The 16,912-nt window shown below is 41.0% G+C and carries 16 protein-coding genes; 12 read left to right on the top strand and 4 right to left on the bottom strand.

The genetic code is table 11. The annotated features are described in order from the left end of the window. Positions 1-101: 101 nt before the first annotated feature. On the top strand, positions 102-1,586 hold the full coding sequence (der, locus tag C5470_RS02935) for a ribosome biogenesis GTPase Der (protein WP_036843165.1): 1,485 nt from the start codon (positions 102-104) through the stop codon (positions 1,584-1,586). 25 nt (positions 1,587-1,611) lie between these two features. Here the strand turns inward: der and C5470_RS02930 are convergent, their stop codons facing one another. The 3 genes from C5470_RS02930 to hemF all read right to left on the bottom strand — a co-directional run bounded on the left by C5470_RS02930 (position 1,612) and on the right by hemF (position 4,370). After that, complete coding sequence (locus tag C5470_RS02930) at positions 1,612-1,929, bottom strand: protealysin inhibitor emfourin (protein WP_166285790.1); 318 nt, start codon at positions 1,927-1,929, stop codon at positions 1,612-1,614. Positions 1,930-2,103: 174 nt separating this feature from the next. Continuing rightward, the gene (gene prtS / locus C5470_RS02925; RefSeq protein WP_166285788.1) at positions 2,104-3,231 is read right to left on the bottom strand and encodes a metalloprotease PrtS; all 1,128 of its coding nucleotides are present in this window, start codon (positions 3,229-3,231) and stop codon (positions 2,104-2,106) included. A gap of 230 nt (positions 3,232-3,461) precedes the next feature. After that, on the bottom strand, positions 3,462-4,370 hold the full coding sequence (gene hemF / locus C5470_RS02920; RefSeq protein ID WP_166285786.1) for an oxygen-dependent coproporphyrinogen oxidase: 909 nt from the start codon (positions 4,368-4,370) through the stop codon (positions 3,462-3,464). Positions 4,371-4,504: 134 nt separating this feature from the next. Between hemF and C5470_RS02915 the strand changes: the two genes are divergently transcribed. Further along, the gene (locus C5470_RS02915) at positions 4,505-4,936 is read left to right on the top strand and encodes a GNAT family acetyltransferase (RefSeq protein ID WP_036843169.1); all 432 of its coding nucleotides are present in this window, start codon (positions 4,505-4,507) and stop codon (positions 4,934-4,936) included. Positions 4,937-4,977: 41 nt separating this feature from the next. Here the strand turns inward: C5470_RS02915 and C5470_RS02910 are convergent, their stop codons facing one another. Further along, positions 4,978-5,394, bottom strand: a complete 417-nt coding sequence (locus tag C5470_RS02910) for a YgiW/YdeI family stress tolerance OB fold protein (protein ID WP_166285858.1) — start codon at positions 5,392-5,394, stop codon at positions 4,978-4,980. A 172-nt stretch (positions 5,395-5,566) separates the two neighbouring features. Here C5470_RS02910 and C5470_RS02905 point away from each other — a divergent pair, with 172 nt between their 5' ends. From C5470_RS02905 to C5470_RS02860, 10 genes are all read left to right on the top strand, one after another. Beyond that, positions 5,567-6,175, top strand: a complete 609-nt coding sequence (locus C5470_RS02905) for an RpoE-regulated lipoprotein (RefSeq protein WP_166285784.1) — start codon at positions 5,567-5,569, stop codon at positions 6,173-6,175. Positions 6,176-6,421: 246 nt separating this feature from the next. Next, positions 6,422-7,444, top strand: a complete 1,023-nt coding sequence (locus tag C5470_RS02900) for a sulfate ABC transporter substrate-binding protein (protein WP_166285782.1) — start codon at positions 6,422-6,424, stop codon at positions 7,442-7,444. After that, the gene (gene cysT / locus C5470_RS02895) at positions 7,444-8,277 is read left to right on the top strand and encodes a sulfate/thiosulfate ABC transporter permease CysT (RefSeq protein WP_166285780.1); all 834 of its coding nucleotides are present in this window, start codon (positions 7,444-7,446) and stop codon (positions 8,275-8,277) included. Before C5470_RS02900 ends, cysT begins: the two co-directional genes overlap by 1 nt. Beyond that, positions 8,277-9,122, top strand: a complete 846-nt coding sequence (gene cysW, locus C5470_RS02890; protein ID WP_166285778.1) for a sulfate/thiosulfate ABC transporter permease CysW — start codon at positions 8,277-8,279, stop codon at positions 9,120-9,122. Before cysT ends, cysW begins: the two co-directional genes overlap by 1 nt. A 14-nt stretch (positions 9,123-9,136) precedes the next feature. Next, the gene (gene cysA, locus C5470_RS02885; RefSeq protein WP_166285776.1) at positions 9,137-10,225 is read left to right on the top strand and encodes a sulfate/thiosulfate ABC transporter ATP-binding protein CysA; all 1,089 of its coding nucleotides are present in this window, start codon (positions 9,137-9,139) and stop codon (positions 10,223-10,225) included. 835 nt (positions 10,226-11,060) lie between these two features. After that, a complete protein-coding gene (seqA, locus tag C5470_RS02880; RefSeq protein ID WP_166285774.1) occupies positions 11,061-11,585 on the top strand; it encodes a replication initiation negative regulator SeqA in 525 nt (174 codons plus the stop codon). 56 nt (positions 11,586-11,641) lie between these two features. Then, a complete protein-coding gene (pgm, locus tag C5470_RS02875; protein ID WP_166285772.1) occupies positions 11,642-13,282 on the top strand; it encodes a phosphoglucomutase (alpha-D-glucose-1,6-bisphosphate-dependent) in 1,641 nt (546 codons plus the stop codon). A gap of 790 nt (positions 13,283-14,072) precedes the next feature. Beyond that, positions 14,073-15,305: an MFS transporter gene (locus C5470_RS02870; protein WP_166285770.1), complete on the top strand. Its 1,233-nt coding sequence runs from the start codon at positions 14,073-14,075 to the stop codon at positions 15,303-15,305. After that, positions 15,271-15,666: a ParB N-terminal domain-containing protein gene (locus C5470_RS02865; RefSeq protein WP_166285768.1), complete on the top strand. Its 396-nt coding sequence runs from the start codon at positions 15,271-15,273 to the stop codon at positions 15,664-15,666. Before C5470_RS02870 ends, C5470_RS02865 begins: the two co-directional genes overlap by 35 nt. Next, on the top strand, positions 15,659-16,855 hold the full coding sequence (locus C5470_RS02860) for a hypothetical protein (protein WP_166285766.1): 1,197 nt from the start codon (positions 15,659-15,661) through the stop codon (positions 16,853-16,855). Before C5470_RS02865 ends, C5470_RS02860 begins: the two co-directional genes overlap by 8 nt. Positions 16,856-16,912 lie beyond the last annotated feature (57 nt).

The raw sequence follows: 16,912 nt of genomic DNA, 5'->3' as shown, positions 1-16,912 counted from the left end.
CCTGAAAAGAACAGGGGCCGTTTCGTCTTTTTAGTGTTTTGTTGCAGCTAACGATGAGTAGCAAAATACTGATTTCAAATTTAGTCATGAGGCATTAACAAATGACACCTGTCGTCGCTCTGGTAGGGCGCCCAAATGTGGGTAAGTCCACGTTATTTAACCGTTTAACCCGTACAAGAGATGCGCTGGTAGCGGATTTTCCAGGTCTGACCCGCGATCGCAAATATGGTCGGGCCGAAGTCGAAGGACAGGAATTTATCATCATTGATACCGGTGGTATTGATGGTACAGAAGATGGTGTTGAAACTCATATGGCGGCACAATCTTTGATGGCAATTGAAGAAGCCGATATTGTTCTGTTTATGGTAGATGCCCGTGCCGGGCTGATGCCGGCAGACCACGCTATAGCAAAACACCTGCGCAGTCGCGAAAAAGCCACTTTTTTGGTGGCGAATAAAATCGATGGTATTGATATTGATACATCCGTAGCTGAATTTTATTCGCTCGGATTGGGTGATATATATTCCATCGCTGCTTCTCATGGTCGTGGTGTCACCCAACTTATTGAACGGGCATTGCTGCCTTTCTCCGGTAAAGGCGAAGAAGAAGAGGTTGAGCTGACTGAGGAAGAAGCCAACGCAGCTTATTGGGCTGCGCAGGAACAGAATGAAGTTGAAATGGCGGAAGAAGAGGAAGATGATTTTGATCCACTAACTCTGCCATTAAAATTAGCCATTGTCGGCAGGCCGAACGTCGGTAAATCTACCTTGACGAACCGTATCTTAGGTGAAAAAAGAGTTGTGGTTTATGACATGCCGGGTACTACCCGTGACAGTATTTATATTCCTATGGAGCGTGATGGCCGCGAATATATCCTGATTGATACTGCGGGTGTGCGTAAGCGGGGTAAGGTTACTGAGACGGTTGAAAAATTCTCAGTCATCAAAACCCTTCAGGCAATTGAAGATGCTAACGTTGTATTACTGGTGATCGATGCTCGTGAAGGCATTTCCGATCAGGATTTGTCGCTATTGGGCTTTATTCTTAATAGTGGGCGCTCATTGGTTATTGCGGTCAATAAATGGGATGGCATGTCACAGGAAGATAAAGAGCAAGTGAAAGAAATGCTTGATTATCGTCTTGGTTTTGTTGACTTTGCCAGAGTGCATTTTATCTCCGCTTTACATGGCAGTGGCGTGGGTAACCTGTTTGACTCGATTCTTGAGGCTTATGACTGCGCGACTCGTCGGGTAAATACTGCACTGTTAACTCGTATCATGCGTATGGCTGAAGAAGATCATCAACCACCGATGATCCGCGGGCGCAGGGTAAAAATGAAATATGCACATGCTGGTGGCTATAACCCACCTATTGTTGTGATCCACGGTAATCAGGTCGCTGATTTGCCTGATGCTTATAAGCGTTATCTGATGAACTATTTCCGTCGGTCCTTGAAAGTGATGGGGACACCCATCCGGATTCAGTTTAAAGAAGGGACCAACCCCTTTGCTGATAAACGTAATACTTTGACGCCAAATCAGATGCGTAAACGTAAGCGTCTGATGTCTCATTTGAAAAAGCGTTAATTCTAATAAAGAAAGGGGGTGGTGATTAACCACCCTTTTTGCTGGCATCCCATATTTGAGTAATTATTTCTGGCGCGTCTAATTCTGGAAATGTGAAGTGATATTCTTCATTTCCCGTGATGATGCAGAGCAGATAATAATGTTGGTCAGGGTATGGTGATGGTGACATAGAATCAGAAAAATTCCGCTCTATAGCCTGAACAAATAGTTGTTTCTGGTGGGAAGACAGTGATTTTAAATTCACTGTTTTATCTTGGCTAAGACCAGGTGTAGCAGCAAATCCTCCTTGCAGGGAAATTGTGATCTTACTATCAGTTATGAATTCGGTGATTTTATTGTTCATGATATACCAGGTTTACACGGTTATTTTTCAGGTTTCTACAGTATAGCGTGAAATTCGGCGTTAACAATTTCAGCATCTTTCATTAACTATCTTTTTTTATTAATAGGGGTTGCCAGGTTAAGTATTACAAATAATAGAATATCGCTGGTATTAAACCAGCGATATGTTTATAGATTACACTTTAGTTTCTTCCTTATCTTTTCCTTCATCTTTTCCCTTGTCTTTTCCTTTATCTTCGTCCTTCACTTCCACTTTAATGCCCACTTCTTGCCAACTGTCTATAGTGGCTTTTTCAACATCCTCATCAAATAAATCACGAGCATGTTTAACTGTTAACTTGGCGAAGGATAAGAAGGTAGTATCGCGTGCAAGATCTTTATCCAGCAATGTGTTGTACCATATCTTTCCTGCTTTTTCCCAGGCATATCCGCCTAATTTTATCGCGAGATTATAAAACGCTTTATTAGGAATACCTGAGTTAACATGAACACCACCATTATCTCTATAAATCGGATAGTCTTTAAAATCATCCATATGACCAGGTTGAGGATCTTTACCAAGAAGAGGATCATCATATGCCTTTCCGGGTTCTTTCATTGAACGAATCCCTACACCTTTAATACCTTTAGCCAGTAATTCTTCCCCTACAACCCAGCTTGCTTCATCAGCTTTCTGTTTTAGATAATGTTGCCTTACCAGCGAGCCAAAGACATCGGCAATTGATTCATTCAATGCGCCGGACTGGAAGAAATAGATCAAATCTGCTGTTTTTTCGATAACACCATGAGATAATTCATGGCCAATTACATCGATAGATGTGGTGAAATTATTGAAAACCTTACCGTCACCATCACCAAACACCATTTGTCCTCTACCCCAATACGCATTCATGTATTCTTTGCCGTAATGCACGGTGGCAATCAATTTCATTCCTTTATCATCTAATGAATTGCGATTAAAAACTTCTTTGTAGAAATTGTAAGTTGCTTCCAGATATTTATATGCGTTATCAACGGCTACGTCGCCATTATCTGGGTCACCTTCATCTCGTACTAAAGTTCCAGGTAATTTGGTTCCATTTTTTGCATCGTAAATACTACGATGTAGAGTATCGCTAACAACTTCATTATCAGTATTATCAATAGAGTCTGATGTTTTAATAACACTGTCCAACATTAAACTCTGGGTATGATTTAATGTCATTAATACGTTATCTTTTTCACTTTCACTGTTATTCTTATAAATGTTTTGAAGAATGTACGGTGGTATTAAACCTTTGTAGTTATTGTTTTGCATTTGCATAAAATATCTCCTGGAATAAATTATTAGTTATTAATTAGATGTACTCTTTAGGTACATTTTCATATTAAACACGTTTCTATCGGATAGTCATCAGGGTCAACCTGATTCTTTTATGTTAAAGGATTGTTAATAAGTTGTTGTGTTATTTGTGTAATGGATTTGTATTGGTTGTATTAAAAATATAAATAGTTAGGAATAATTGTTTATAATATTCCTAACATGATAAAAAATCATATCCAGTTTTTTACTGGCAGAAAGTCGGTATATAAAGCAGCTTCCGCAGATCCTGGTTCAGGGTGATAGTCATATTCCCAGCGTGCTAATGGTGGCATGGACATTAAGATAGACTCTGTTCGTCCGCCACTTTGTAATCCAAATAGGGTTCCCCTGTCCCAAACCAGGTTAAATTCAACATAACGACCACGGCGATATAATTGAAATTGCCGTTCACGTTCACGCCATAATATGTTTTTCCTTTTTTCAACAATAGGCAGATAAGCAGAAATAAAACCTTTACCTATATCCTGAGTAAAGTGAAAACAATGTTCAAAATCAGGAGTATTTAAATCATCATAAAATAAGCCGCCAATTCCACGAGCTTCATTACGATGTTTAATATAGAAATACTCATCACACCATTTTTTGTATTTTTGGTAGAGATTTTCTCCATATGGTTGACATATATTTCTGGCGGTAGTGTGCCAGTGAATAGCATCTTCCTCAAAACCATAATAAGGTGTTAAATCAAAACCTCCACCGAACCACCATACTGGCGCTTCACCTTCTTTTTCCGCAATAAAAAACCGGACATTAGCATGGCTGGTTGGAATATAGGGATTTAAAGGATGAATAACCAGAGAGACCCCCATGGCTTGATAATTACGGCCGGCCAATTCAGGGCGATGGGCTGTTGCTGATGAGGGAAGCATGGTGCCTGATACATGGGAAAAATTAGCGCCGGCTTGTTCGAATATCGCACCTTCTTTCATAATTCGGCTGCGGCCACCACCGCCATCTTTCCGTTGCCAGCATTGTTCAATAAATTTCCCTTTGCCATCTGTCTGTTCCAGTTGGTGGCAAATTTCATTCTGTAATGAAAGGAAAAAAGATTTAATTTTATTGATGTTTGGTGTATTCATGATTCTTTTCTCAATAATGCAGTGATTGCTATATTATACCTATTGGTGATAGAGAACACATTTTCGTATTGATTCCGCTGCTAAAGCGAAGATAATGTGAAATGGTTATTTCAATAAAAACAGGTTGGTTAGGAATGGAAATTCGGGTATTTCGACAAGATGATTTTGAAGCAGTGATCACCTTATGGGAGCGCTGCGATTTACTTAATCCTGGTGTTGATCCTGAAATGGATATTGAGCGTAAGCTGACCCATGATCCTGACCTGTTTTTAGTCGCGGAAGTGGCGGGTGAAGTGGTTGGGACTGTTATGGGTGGTTATGACGGTCACCGTGGTTCGGCTTATTATTTGGGGGTTCATCCTGAATTCCGGGGACGGGGAATTGCGAATGCATTAATTTCACGGTTGGAAAAGAAGCTGATTGCCCGTGGTTGTCCGAAAATAATTTTTATTGTGCCTGAGGATAATGATGCCACTCTTTATATGTGCGAAAAGTTGGAATACGAAGATTGCCATCAGGAGAGTGTTATTTTCAGCAAGCGTCTGATTATTGATCAGGAATATTAAGTAGAAATGTGGCTGAATGAATCTCATTCAGCCAAAAATCATCAATTCAATTTAGTTACTTTTTTCACATCAACTGTCACGGAACTCCACTCTTTATCGACTTCACCTTCAAGGCGCACTTTATCCTGAGGTGTTATTATTTGACCATTCCAGTATTTATGATCAATTTCGACTTCAATAACGCCTGTGTTATCACGGAGTATGAAGTGATCACCACGAATACGGGATTCGATATTTCCCTCTAGCACGACCCAGCTGTCATCCCACATATTCTTAACTTGTTCAGTGGTCGAAATTCTTACATTGTTATCGATAAAACCACCTTGTGGTGCTGTCTGGGTTTGGTGCTGGGTAGCATTTGGACCAGAAAAACCGCCAGATTGCATATGTGTGGTTTGAGCTGTTAATGGTGCACTGAATAAAGTAATCAGGGCAACGGTTGCAAGTGTTTTTTTCATCATATTGATCTCATTATGGTGACTTATTTTTAGAAAAACAGTATACAGCCAAGGGATATTTAATCAATGTGATATTCACTCATGGTTAATAATTTAAACTGTTCTCTGAAACTAACAATCGTGGTGTGATGTCTCAGTAGCCATCTCTGTATTTAATCAAAAGGAGCCAGTTATGCAGGAGTTTTCTTTAGCTAACATTTTGTCAGGATTACGTTTTGCCACAATAGGTTGTTCATTGTTACTGACCGGTTGTGCGGGCTCATCGGGTTTTTCATGGTCGAGTTTGTCGCCTTTTAGCTGGTTTGGTAGTTCGTTAAAAATCTCAGCTCAAGGGGTTGGGGAAATAAATAGTCTGACAGCAATGAATAAGGACGCGATAGATAAAGGGTTAGATGGGAAGTACCACTTACGCAGCGGTATGGAAACGAAAAATGGTCAGTTAATGACGGTATTTCAAGCGATGGCGGGTGATCAACTGAAAATAGAACTTTTTGGTCAGGCAGATGGAAAAGTCAGCCGTATTGACGTGTTGGATAAAGATATTGAAACTGTCTGGGGGACAAAGATTGGTACGCCATTCTCGGCGCTGTATGACCGGGCATTTGATGCTTGCCGAAATGCGGTGGGTGAGTCAGAGAAGAGGGCAGTTATCTGCATATCTCCGCAGAGCAAGAATGTCAGTTATCTGTTTACAGGCAACTGGAATGGCCCGGAAGGTTTGATTCCTTCTGATGATGCTTTGAAAAACTGGAAAGTGGAACGTATCGTTTGGAAACGGTGAAAAGCCGTTTCTGAGTGAAAGCACAAACTGAGTCCGTTTGGTGAATTTGATGTGTTTATTGCGGAGCCATAGCCGGTCCGCATTTTTCAATTAAAAATCTTATTACTCCTGCCAGCTTATTGCGTTTCATACTTTCTAATTGCAATTTAGTATATTAAACAGCGATAGTTATCTACCCTGTTATAAATAAACTGGATACATTAGTCACCGGAGCGTTATTTGATGAAATAACGGATAAGGTGAGAAATGAAAAAGTATTCAGTAAACAATAAAATACTAAACGGACTGGTAGCAGTAACTTTATTGGGCAGCAGTAATGTATTTGCTGTAGAGTTGTTAAACAGCTCTTATGATGTTGCGCGTGAGCTATTTTCTGCCCTTAATCCTGAATTTGAAAAACAGTGGAATGAGCAGCATCCACAAGACAAATTGATAATCAAACAATCCCATGCAGGTTCCGCCAAACAAGCGCTGGCAATTCTTCAGGGATTGCGTGCTGATGTGGTGACTTACAATCAGGTGACAGACGTGCAAATTTTGCATGATCGTGGCGATCTGATACCTGCTAATTGGCAGAGCCGTTTGCCAAATAGCAGTTCACCTTACTATTCCACAATGGCATTCTTGGTGCGTAAAGATAATCCCAAAAATATCCGTAATTGGAATGACTTAGTACGCAAGGATGTCAAATTAATTTTCCCAAATCCTAAAACTTCCGGTAATGGCCGTTACACCTATCTGGCTGCCTGGGGAGCTATTCAACAGGAAAATGGTGGGGATCAGCATAAAACCCGCGAATGGATGAAACGTTTCCTAAAAAATGTCACCGTGTTTGATACCGGTGGTCGCGGTGCAACAACTTCATTTATTGAATGTGGTTTGGGTGATGTACTGATAAGTTTTGAATCTGAAGTAAGCAACATCCGTAAACAATATGGTGACGACAAATATGAAGTGATTGTCCCGTCAATAGGTATTCTGGCGGAATTCCCTGTTGCCTGGGTTGATAAGAATATTGTGAGAAACGGCACTGAGGAAGCGGCGAAAGCTTATCTGAATTATCTCTATAGTCCACAGGCACAGCAGATCATCACTGGCTTTAATTATCGTGTCAGCGATAAAAAAGTGATGGATCAGCAAAAAGCGCGTTTTCCAGAAACGAAATTATTCCGGCTGGAAGATCAGTTTGGTGGTTGGCCACAAGTGATGAAAACTCACTTCAATACTGGCGGCACACTGGATCAATTGCTGGCGGAAGGGCATAAGTAATGTTTGCGGTATCCAGTAAGCGAGTCTTGCCTGGCTTTGGGCTGAGTTTAGGTAGCAGTTTGTTCTATACCTGCTTGATTTTATTATTGCCCCTGAGTGCATTGGTTGTGCAGCTTTCCAGTATGACCTGGGAACAGTATTGGCAGGTTATTGCTAATCCCCAGGTCGTGGCGGCTTACAAAGTGACAGTGCTGGCGGCAGCGGTTGCCAGTTTGTTCAATGCGGTGTTTGGTATGCTGATGGCATGGGTCTTAACCCGTTATCGTTTCCCTGGCCGTAGCTTACTGGATGGCTTGATGGATCTCCCTTTTGCGTTGCCTACTGCGGTAGCTGGGTTGACACTGGCAACGCTGTTCTCTGCTACAGGTTGGTATGGTTCACTTCTTGGGCACTTTGATGTGAAAGTGGTGAATACCTGGCTGGGCATTGCGGTGGCAATGGCGTTTACCAGTCTGCCATTTGTGGTGAGAACTATTCAGCCAGTACTTGAAGAGTTGGGGCCGGAGTATGAAGAAGCGGCTCAGACATTAGGTGCTAGCCGCTGGCAAACTTTCTGGCGTGTAATCATGCCGGAATTATCTCCGGCTTTAATTGCCGGCGCCGCACTCTCTTTTACCCGCAGCCTAGGGGAGTTTGGTGCTGTGATCTTTATTGCAGGTAACATCGCATGGCAGACAGAAGTGGTATCGCTGATGATTTTCATCCGCTTGCAGGAGTTTGATTATCCGGCTGCCAGTGCCATTGCATCGGTTATATTGGCGGTATCCCTGATATTACTGTTTAGCATTAATACTCTGCAAAGCCGTTTTGGTAAGCGGATTGGAGGGCATTAATGGCTGAACTGTCTCAATTTTCTATTGCACAACGACCGCCTGTAAATTGGGGAAAATGGGGGCTTATCACGATAGGAGTCCTGTTTTCAGTCTTGCTGTTAGTGATCCCCATTGTGTGGATATTTATGACCGCCTTTTCTAAAGGGGTTGGGGTAGTCACGCAGAATCTGTTAGATCCTGACATGCTGCATGCTATTTGGTTAACGCTACTGATTGCATTGATCACCGTTCCGGTAAACCTGATCTTTGGCGTGATGATTGCCTGGTTGGTGACACGTTTTCAGTTTCCGGGACGGCAATGTTTGCTGACGTTAATCGATATCCCGTTTGCTGTGTCGCCGGTCGTGGCGGGTTTGCTCTATCTGCTGTTTTATGGTTCGAATGGTTGGGCAGGAAGTTTGCTGGAACCCTATGATATTCAACTGATGTTTTCCTGGCCGGGTATGATGTTGGTCACAGTGTTTGTGACTTGCCCGTTTGTTGTTCGGGAGCTGGTGCCGATGATGCTTAGTCAGGGAAGTCAGGAAGATGAAGCGGCAATATTGTTGGGGGCGTCTGGTTGGAAAATGTTTTGGCGGGTGACATTACCCAATATCCGTTGGGCGTTATTATATGGTGTGGTTTTGACCAATGCTCGGGCGATTGGTGAATTTGGTGCTGTGTCAGTAGTATCCGGTGCGATTCGTGGTGAAACTTATACATTGCCGTTACAGGTTGAATTATTGCATCAAGATTACAACACCGTAGGGGCATTTACTGCGGCGGCATTGCTGGCGTTGATGGCAATTATCACATTGATTGTTAAAAGTGCTTTGCAGTGGCGGTTAAATCGCCAGCATGGTTAAGGTAGGAGCACAATATGAGTATTGAAATTAATAACATCAGTAAATGTTTTGGTCGGACTCAGGTTCTGAGCGATATCACTCTGAATATTTTTTCCGGAGAAATGGTCGCTCTACTTGGCCCGTCAGGCTCCGGTAAAACAACTTTGTTAAGGATTATTGCTGGGCTGGAACAACAGACTGCGGGGAGGCTGAGTTTCCATGGACAGGATGTGAGTTGCATGCATGCTAAAGATCGTCAGGTTGGATTTGTATTTCAGCATTATGCGTTGTTCCGGCATATGACCGTATTCGATAACGTTGCTTTCGGATTAACCGTGTTGCCACGGCATAAGCGTCCTGATACGGCGGTTATCCGCCGGAAGGTTATGGAATTGCTGGAAATGGTGCAATTGACACATCTTGCTGAACGCTATCCGTCACAGCTTTCGGGTGGACAAAAACAGCGGGTGGCACTGGCGAGGGCATTGGCTGTTGAACCACAAATTCTGTTACTGGATGAGCCGTTTGGTGCACTGGATGCTCAGGTAAGGATGGAACTACGCCGCTGGTTACGCAGGCTGCATGAAGAACTGAAATTCACCAGTGTCTTTGTGACTCATGATCAGGAAGAAGCTATGGAAGTGGCTGATCGGGTTGTTGTTATGAGCCAGGGGAATATTGAACAGGTAGGTACGCCACAAGAGGTATGGCGTTATCCGGCCAGCCGTTTTGTGATGGAATTTCTTGGTGAGGTTAACCATCTTCGTGGTGAGATTAAGGGATCCCAGCTTTTGATTGGCGGGCAGCATCTGCCTCTTAAGGTGACACCAATTCATCAGGGGAAGGTTGATGTATTCCTGCGCCCATGGGAAGTCATGATAAATTCGCAACCTACACCATCTAGTCCACTGCCTGTACAGGTGACTGAGGTCAGTCCTCGCGGGCATTTCTGGCAGCTTTCCGTCCAGCCTCTGGGCTGGCATCAGGAGCCGGTTGCTATTGTTTGGTTCGATGAAACGTCAGTACCGATAAGAGGCAGCCGTTATTTTATTGGTGGTACTGAAGCCCGTTTATATGCGGGTGATAAGCAATTGCAAACCCTTAGTTTAGCCCAGACAGCCTGACAATGATTTAAATTTTGGTTGGTACTATTTGCTCATCTCCTTATCGTCTGGAGATGGGCATTTTTTATTGCATTATTTTTTAGGGTTTTCTTCGTAAAATAACCGGCGTGAAAGCGTTTTAATACCTGTTTTTTCGGATAATATTCTTTTGCGTAAGGATTTTTTTCAACTCGCTATTAATGGTTAATGATTTTCGATTAAATGCAATCTACTCTCTTTTTGAAAATTGGTATTTACTTGATGGGCTGGTTTTAACCTGTTATTAAAAGTCGTTTTTTAACTGATGGTTAACCGAGCCTCATACACTGAACCTTAAGCATTAAGAGCGTGTCCAAAGGGTGATGAGTTTTATGTTTGGGGATAAGTGGTACCCTTTTCCCCAAAGTTCATCACTCATCCGCCATTTGCTACGTGCCATAACATCCCCTCAGAAATTATCAATTATGGAATATAGACAATTCCTTTTGGGATAGGTTCTTAATCAATAAAATTTGAAACCGAAAGATCTCTGTGATCTTCCGGTTTTATTTATAACCCACCGTGATGCATACCGGTAGTTGACCATATGAGTTCGCTAAATGCTTACAAAATTTCTAGAAAAATATAGCGGTGATTTATTTTCCTGTTTGTCAGCAGCCTTTAGCGCTGTGACGAGGTTTATATCCACATTTTTTATGTAACTGATTGATTTGTTTTAAATGAAAATTGCCTGCTTCGTCATGTCGTTTTTCACGCTGAAATACTTTTAAGTTATTGAAATTTTACCTGTTTTGTTTTCTCTTTTTATACTTTATAATCCGGCTAAATTTTTTATTTAGAACAGTACTGGATAGAAATGAAAACGATAGAAGTTGATGAAGACCTTTACCGCTATATTGCCAGCCACACACAACATATCGGTGAAAGTGCATCTGATATTTTACGGCGGATGCTGAAATTTAACGCCGAGCAGCCAGTACAAAACGTCCAGCCTCTTAGTGCTGTGGAGAAAATATCCGCATCCCGCCCGCGTGATTCTGTTCGTGTAATACGTGAATTGTTACTTTCAGATGACTATTCTGAGAAGAAGAAATCAGTTGATCGCTTTATGTTGATCTTATCCACGTTATACAGCTTGAACAGTGAAAGTTTTTCTCAGACAACCGATGCTATGCATGGCCGTACCCGTGTTTATTTTGCCGGTGATCAACAGACGCTGCTTGCCAGTGGCAAACAAACCAAACCTCGTCATATTCCGGGCACACCTTTTTGGGTCATTACTAATACCAATACTGACCGTAAGCGTAATATGGTTGAGCAAATTATGCAGGATATGCAATTTTCAGCCAATCTTATTGAAAAGGTGTGTGGCACGATTTAACTGACTAAAGCTGCGCTGCAACAGTCAAAGCAGTGCAGCCATCCAGGAGAGATAAAGTGGCAAATCATCCGCGCGCAGGGCAACTTGCCCGCCAAAGTGACCTGATAAATGTAGCGCAACTGACTTCACAGTATTACACCTTACATCCTCAGCCGGAAAACCCGGTGCATAAGGTTAAATTCGGTACATCCGGCCATCGTGGCAGCTCTCAGCGCAGTAGCTTTAATGAAGCGCATATTCTGGCAATTGCTCAGGCAGTTGTGGAAGCCCGTAAGCAGCGGGGAATAAACGGCCCTTGCTATGTGGGTAAAGATACTCATGCGTTGTCAGAAGCTGCTTTTATTTCTGTGCTGGAAGTGTTGACCGCCAATAATGTGCATGTGGTTGTGCAGCAAAATAATGGATTTACGCCAACACCGGCAATTTCTCATGCCATCCTCTGCTATAACCGTCAGGGGAAGGCGCTGGCGGATGGGATCGTCATTACGCCATCCCATAATCCACCGGAAGATGGCGGTATTAAATACAATCCACCTGGTGGTGGCCCCGCCGATACTGATCTGACCGCAATTATCGAATGTCGTGCTAACGAGTTGCTCGAAGAAGGTCTGAAAAGCGTTAAGCGTCTGCCATTTGCTCAGGCATTGAGCAGTGAATATCTGCATCAGCAAGATTTAGTCGAGCCATATGTCGTTGCGCTGGGTGATGTGGTTGATATGGTCGCTATCCAGAAGGCTGGTCTGAAAATTGGTATTGATCCGTTGGGAGGCTCCGGTATTGCGTTCTGGCAGCGTATCGGTGAGTACTACAATCTGGATCTGACGTTGGTTAATGATCAGGTCGATCAGACATTCCGTTTTATGCATCTGGATCATGATGGTGTCATTCGCATGGATTGCTCATCCCCTTGGGCAATGGCAGGCTTGCTGGCAATGCGTGATAAGTTTGATCTGGCTTTCGCAAATGATCCTGATTATGACCGCCACGGTATCGTCACACCAGCCGGTTTAATGAATCCAAACCCCTATCTGGCAACCGCGATAGATTATTTGTTCCGTCATCGTCCGCAGTGGTCGGAAAGCGTTGCAGTAGGTAAAACACTGGTTTCCAGCGCCATGATTGATCGGGTAGTTGCTGATCTTGGCCGTGAATTGGTGGAAGTGCCGGTCGGTTTTAAGTGGTTTGTTGACGGTTTGTATCAAGGTAAATTGGGCTTTGGTGGGGAGGAGAGCGCCGGCGCTTCTTTCCTGCGTTTCGATGGTACGCCGTGGTCCACGGATAAAGATGGGATTATCCTCTGTTTGCTGGCGGCAGAAATGACCGCCGTGACAGGGGAAAATCCACAGCAGCGTTACAATAAGTTAGCCGCCCGTTTTGGTACACCGAGTTACAGCCGTATTCAGGCGCCGGCAAGCCATCAGCAAAAAGCGTTGTTAGCCAAGCTGTCTCCAGAAATGGTGACAGCGGATAAGCTTGCCGGTGATCCCATTATTGCCCGGTTGACGAAAGCCGCCGGTAACGGAGCATCAATCGGCGGCCTGAAAGTGATGACAGAAAATGGCTGGTTTGCCGCTCGTCCATCAGGAACGGAGGAAGCCTATAAGATTTACTGTGAAAGTTTCCTTGGCCCTGAACATCGGGAGAAGATTGAACAGGAAGCTCAGGATATTGTTAACCAGGTTTTTGCTGCCGTTTGATATTTGATTCGATTGAAAAGTCCGCAATGGCTGTCACAGGTTATTGCGGATTTTTGTTTTTCAGCCCAGTGCGACCATTAATGTACCCTCCACACCACTTAGCATGCTTTTCGCGGTTTAGGAAGGGGAGGATGTCAACGACCAGGAATAATCCATAATGGCTGCATGTATTGCGGTTGCGGTGTTGGTATTAAGGAAACTAAAGAATAAACTCATTACTAATCTCAGTTTCAGTGAGTGAATATTTTGGGCCTGCGGAATGGTTTCCAGTTTTATCTCAGATGGCTTTATATAAATCTATAAATAATAATTATCCCGCCAGAGTTTAGCTATTAAACTAAAATACAGTTTTATTTATCTATTTCACTTTGAATATAATATTATAGTTTGCTTTTTGGTTAGATTAAGCTGGGTTTTTCAGTTGATTGATCAATATTTGAATAGATAAAGATTGAACTGAAAGGTTTTTATCTGAGATTAAGGACCTTTTTATCCGTGTTTTCGTCTGTTAAAGTACAAAGTACTTATGTCATTATGTTGCTCATTAATACCAAAAGCATTTGTTCTGCGTCTAACCTGTAATAAAAATGTCATATTTTGTTTGCAATTAACATTTATTTTGATAATATGTTAAAGATAAATTATACATCGTTGAATTTTCTTTATCGTGCAGATCATCCTAATGCTTGCTTCTACATTTGATTTTTGTAGCGGCAAGTGGGTTTTATGGACTTTCGTAAATATTTTAAATGCTTGGTTTAAAAGATATCAATAATATAAGAACATAATAATGAAAAATTTTTCTCTTAGTAGTTATACATCCATACCGGCATGTATATGGGGTTTATTTTTGGGGACTTTCGTAACAAGATCAACATCAATGATGGTATGGCCTTTTATATCTATCATCTTGTATACCAAGTTCTATTTTACTGCATCGATGATTGGATTAGTTCTCTCTTTATCCATTGCGATTTCATCAATATTAAGTTTTTATGCAGGTTACTTCTCTGATAAAGTTGGCCGAGCCAGGATAATTATCATTGGATGTCTTATATCTTCATTGGCATATTTGATATTATGGTTATCTGAGCATCAGTCTGGTTTTATTATTGGTACGTTATTAGCGAATATCTCCTGGGCGTTGGTTAATAACCCAATAAAAGCAGTTATCGGTGATATTATCGAAGAAAAGCAGGTAAGAGAGAATGCCATGTATTTAAGGTATTTATTTCTGAATGCGGGTGCTGTAGTCGGACCTTATTTAGGGGTAAAGTTAAGCCTGGATATTAATTCTATCTCATTTTTGATTGTTTCGGTATCCTATGTGATTTTTATGATCCCGGTCTATTTGTTTGGTAAGAAAATAAAAATAAACTTAACTAATGATGATGATTTTAAAGGCACGATAAAGATTTTATTGAATGATCGGGTGTTTTTAATGTTGGTCATCAATAATATTCTCATGATGTTTATTTTTGGTCATTTTGATTCAACTCTACCACAATTAATTACGTCATTAGGGTTTAATGGATATGCTGAGTTTATCGCTTCGCTTATTATGCTGCATGCGCTAACCATTGTGGTTATGCAGTTACCGTTCTCCATGTTAACGCAACAAATGGCATTGGAAACGAAAATAAAAATAGGGACTGTATTACTCATTTTATCTGAATTAATGTTCTTTATTTCATTTAAGTATTATGATGTTTATTTATTGTGGTATCTGGCTGCTTTTACCATGAGTATCAGTCAAACTATTTTGTTTCCATGTGTGAATGTTTTTATCGATCGTTTAGCGCCAAATGATTTACGTGGTGCATATTTTGGTGCAGCATCACTTTATAGTATCGGTTTTTGTATCTCTCCATTAGTGGGTGGTACTGTTATTCAGTTCTTTAATGGTGGCGTGTTATTTCAATTATTAGCGATATTAAGTGTGTTGGTGTTGGTAATTTTTTGCCGTATGTTTAAACTAAGGGATAAACATGAAATTAATATTAGAAGAAGTCTCAAATCTTAGACCAACTGAATTACATTGTCCTGTTCGTGTTGAGCAGTTAATAGAGAAAGTTAAACTTGAAGGTTTTTGGACTCAACCAATCTGGATTGATGAAGCAACCCATGTGGTGATTGATGGTCATCATAGGCTTGAATTAGCCAAGACACTTAAGTTAAGTTGTATTCCTTGTCTGGCATTTGATTATCAGCAGGAGCTGGTGGTTTATTCACGTAATGAGAATAAAACAATTAGTCATGGTGATGTCATTAAGGCGGGTTTGGATGGGCAACCATTGGGTTATAAACAGACTCGTCATGAGTTTGCCGGGAATGTTATTGAAACGAAAATTGCGTTAAAAATATTAGGGTTTGTCAATGAATAAGCAGTTCTATGATGTTGTAATGTGTGGTGCAGGTCCTGCAAATATCTCTTTAATTCCAGATTTATTAAAAGATGAAGCCATAAAAAGTTGTCTGATTTTAGAAAAAACGGAGATGGTCGGTTCTGGTGCATTAAAGAAATATAAAATTACTGCGAACTCTTTAGGTAGTGTATTTTTAGAGAAATTTGACGGTTGTGATGATGAATTGAGTCAATATATAAGATCAACCTCAGAGTGGGAATATTTTAGTGCCAATAAAGATAAACCAGTTGAATTGAGGTTTGTCGGCCAATATTTAGAGAGGATTGCATGTTTTATTCAGAAAAATAAATATGGTGATCGGTTTGGAATATTGACCGGTGCGGAAGTAAAAAAGATTAAGCAGAATGAAAATGGCGACTATGATATAACTTATCATAAAGATAATGAAGACTATATTGTATCAACGCGAAAAGTCCTGTTTAATATAGGTGGAAACCCGAACGAATCCAGATTATTACATAATAGTCATAATATGACTTCAGGTGATTTCATTAAAGGTACTTATGATGAGGTCATCAATAAAGGTGATATAAAAAGTATATCAATATTAGGTTCGTCACACAGCTCTGTGTCCTGTTTGATTCGGCTAATAGAACAATTAAAATTTACCGGCAAGATAAATGTTCTGGTTAATAAAGATTTCAAGCTGTTTTTTGATTCACCTGCAAGTGCAGAATCTTACGGTTATGATTTTACCCAGGAAGATGTCTGTCCTTTAAGTGGTCGGGTTAATCGATATTCAGGTCTGAGATATGATTCTTTTGTATTTGCACAAGAGCTTAAAGTAAGAAAACATAAAAATATTTCTATTTTAAATATCTCAGAAATATCGAGTGATGAGGTTATTCAACGTATTAATTGTGACGATTTATTAATTCATTGTACTGGGTATCACTCTAAACTTGTTGAAATCGTTGATAAAAATCATATTCATATTAAATTTAAAAGTGATAAATATGGTTTGCTGACTAATGCAAAATTAAATCCTATATCAATGTCGGGTGAAACGCTCAATAATTTTCATACATTTGGTCTGGGATCTGGTGTAAAAACCGGTGGTGAAATTGGTGGCGAGGCAAGTTTCCACGGACGAATTGACGGGGTTTGGGTATATCAGCATGTGATATATGACGCTGTATTTAATTGATAGATAGCTCAATATCAATTTTACATTATTAACGAGCTGTATTTTAGGTTAATTCTT

The organism is Photorhabdus stackebrandtii (assembly GCF_011189495.1).
GTDB lineage: Bacteria > Pseudomonadota > Gammaproteobacteria > Enterobacterales > Enterobacteriaceae > Photorhabdus > Photorhabdus khanii.
This window is presented reverse-complemented; position numbering and strand designations above follow the sequence as displayed.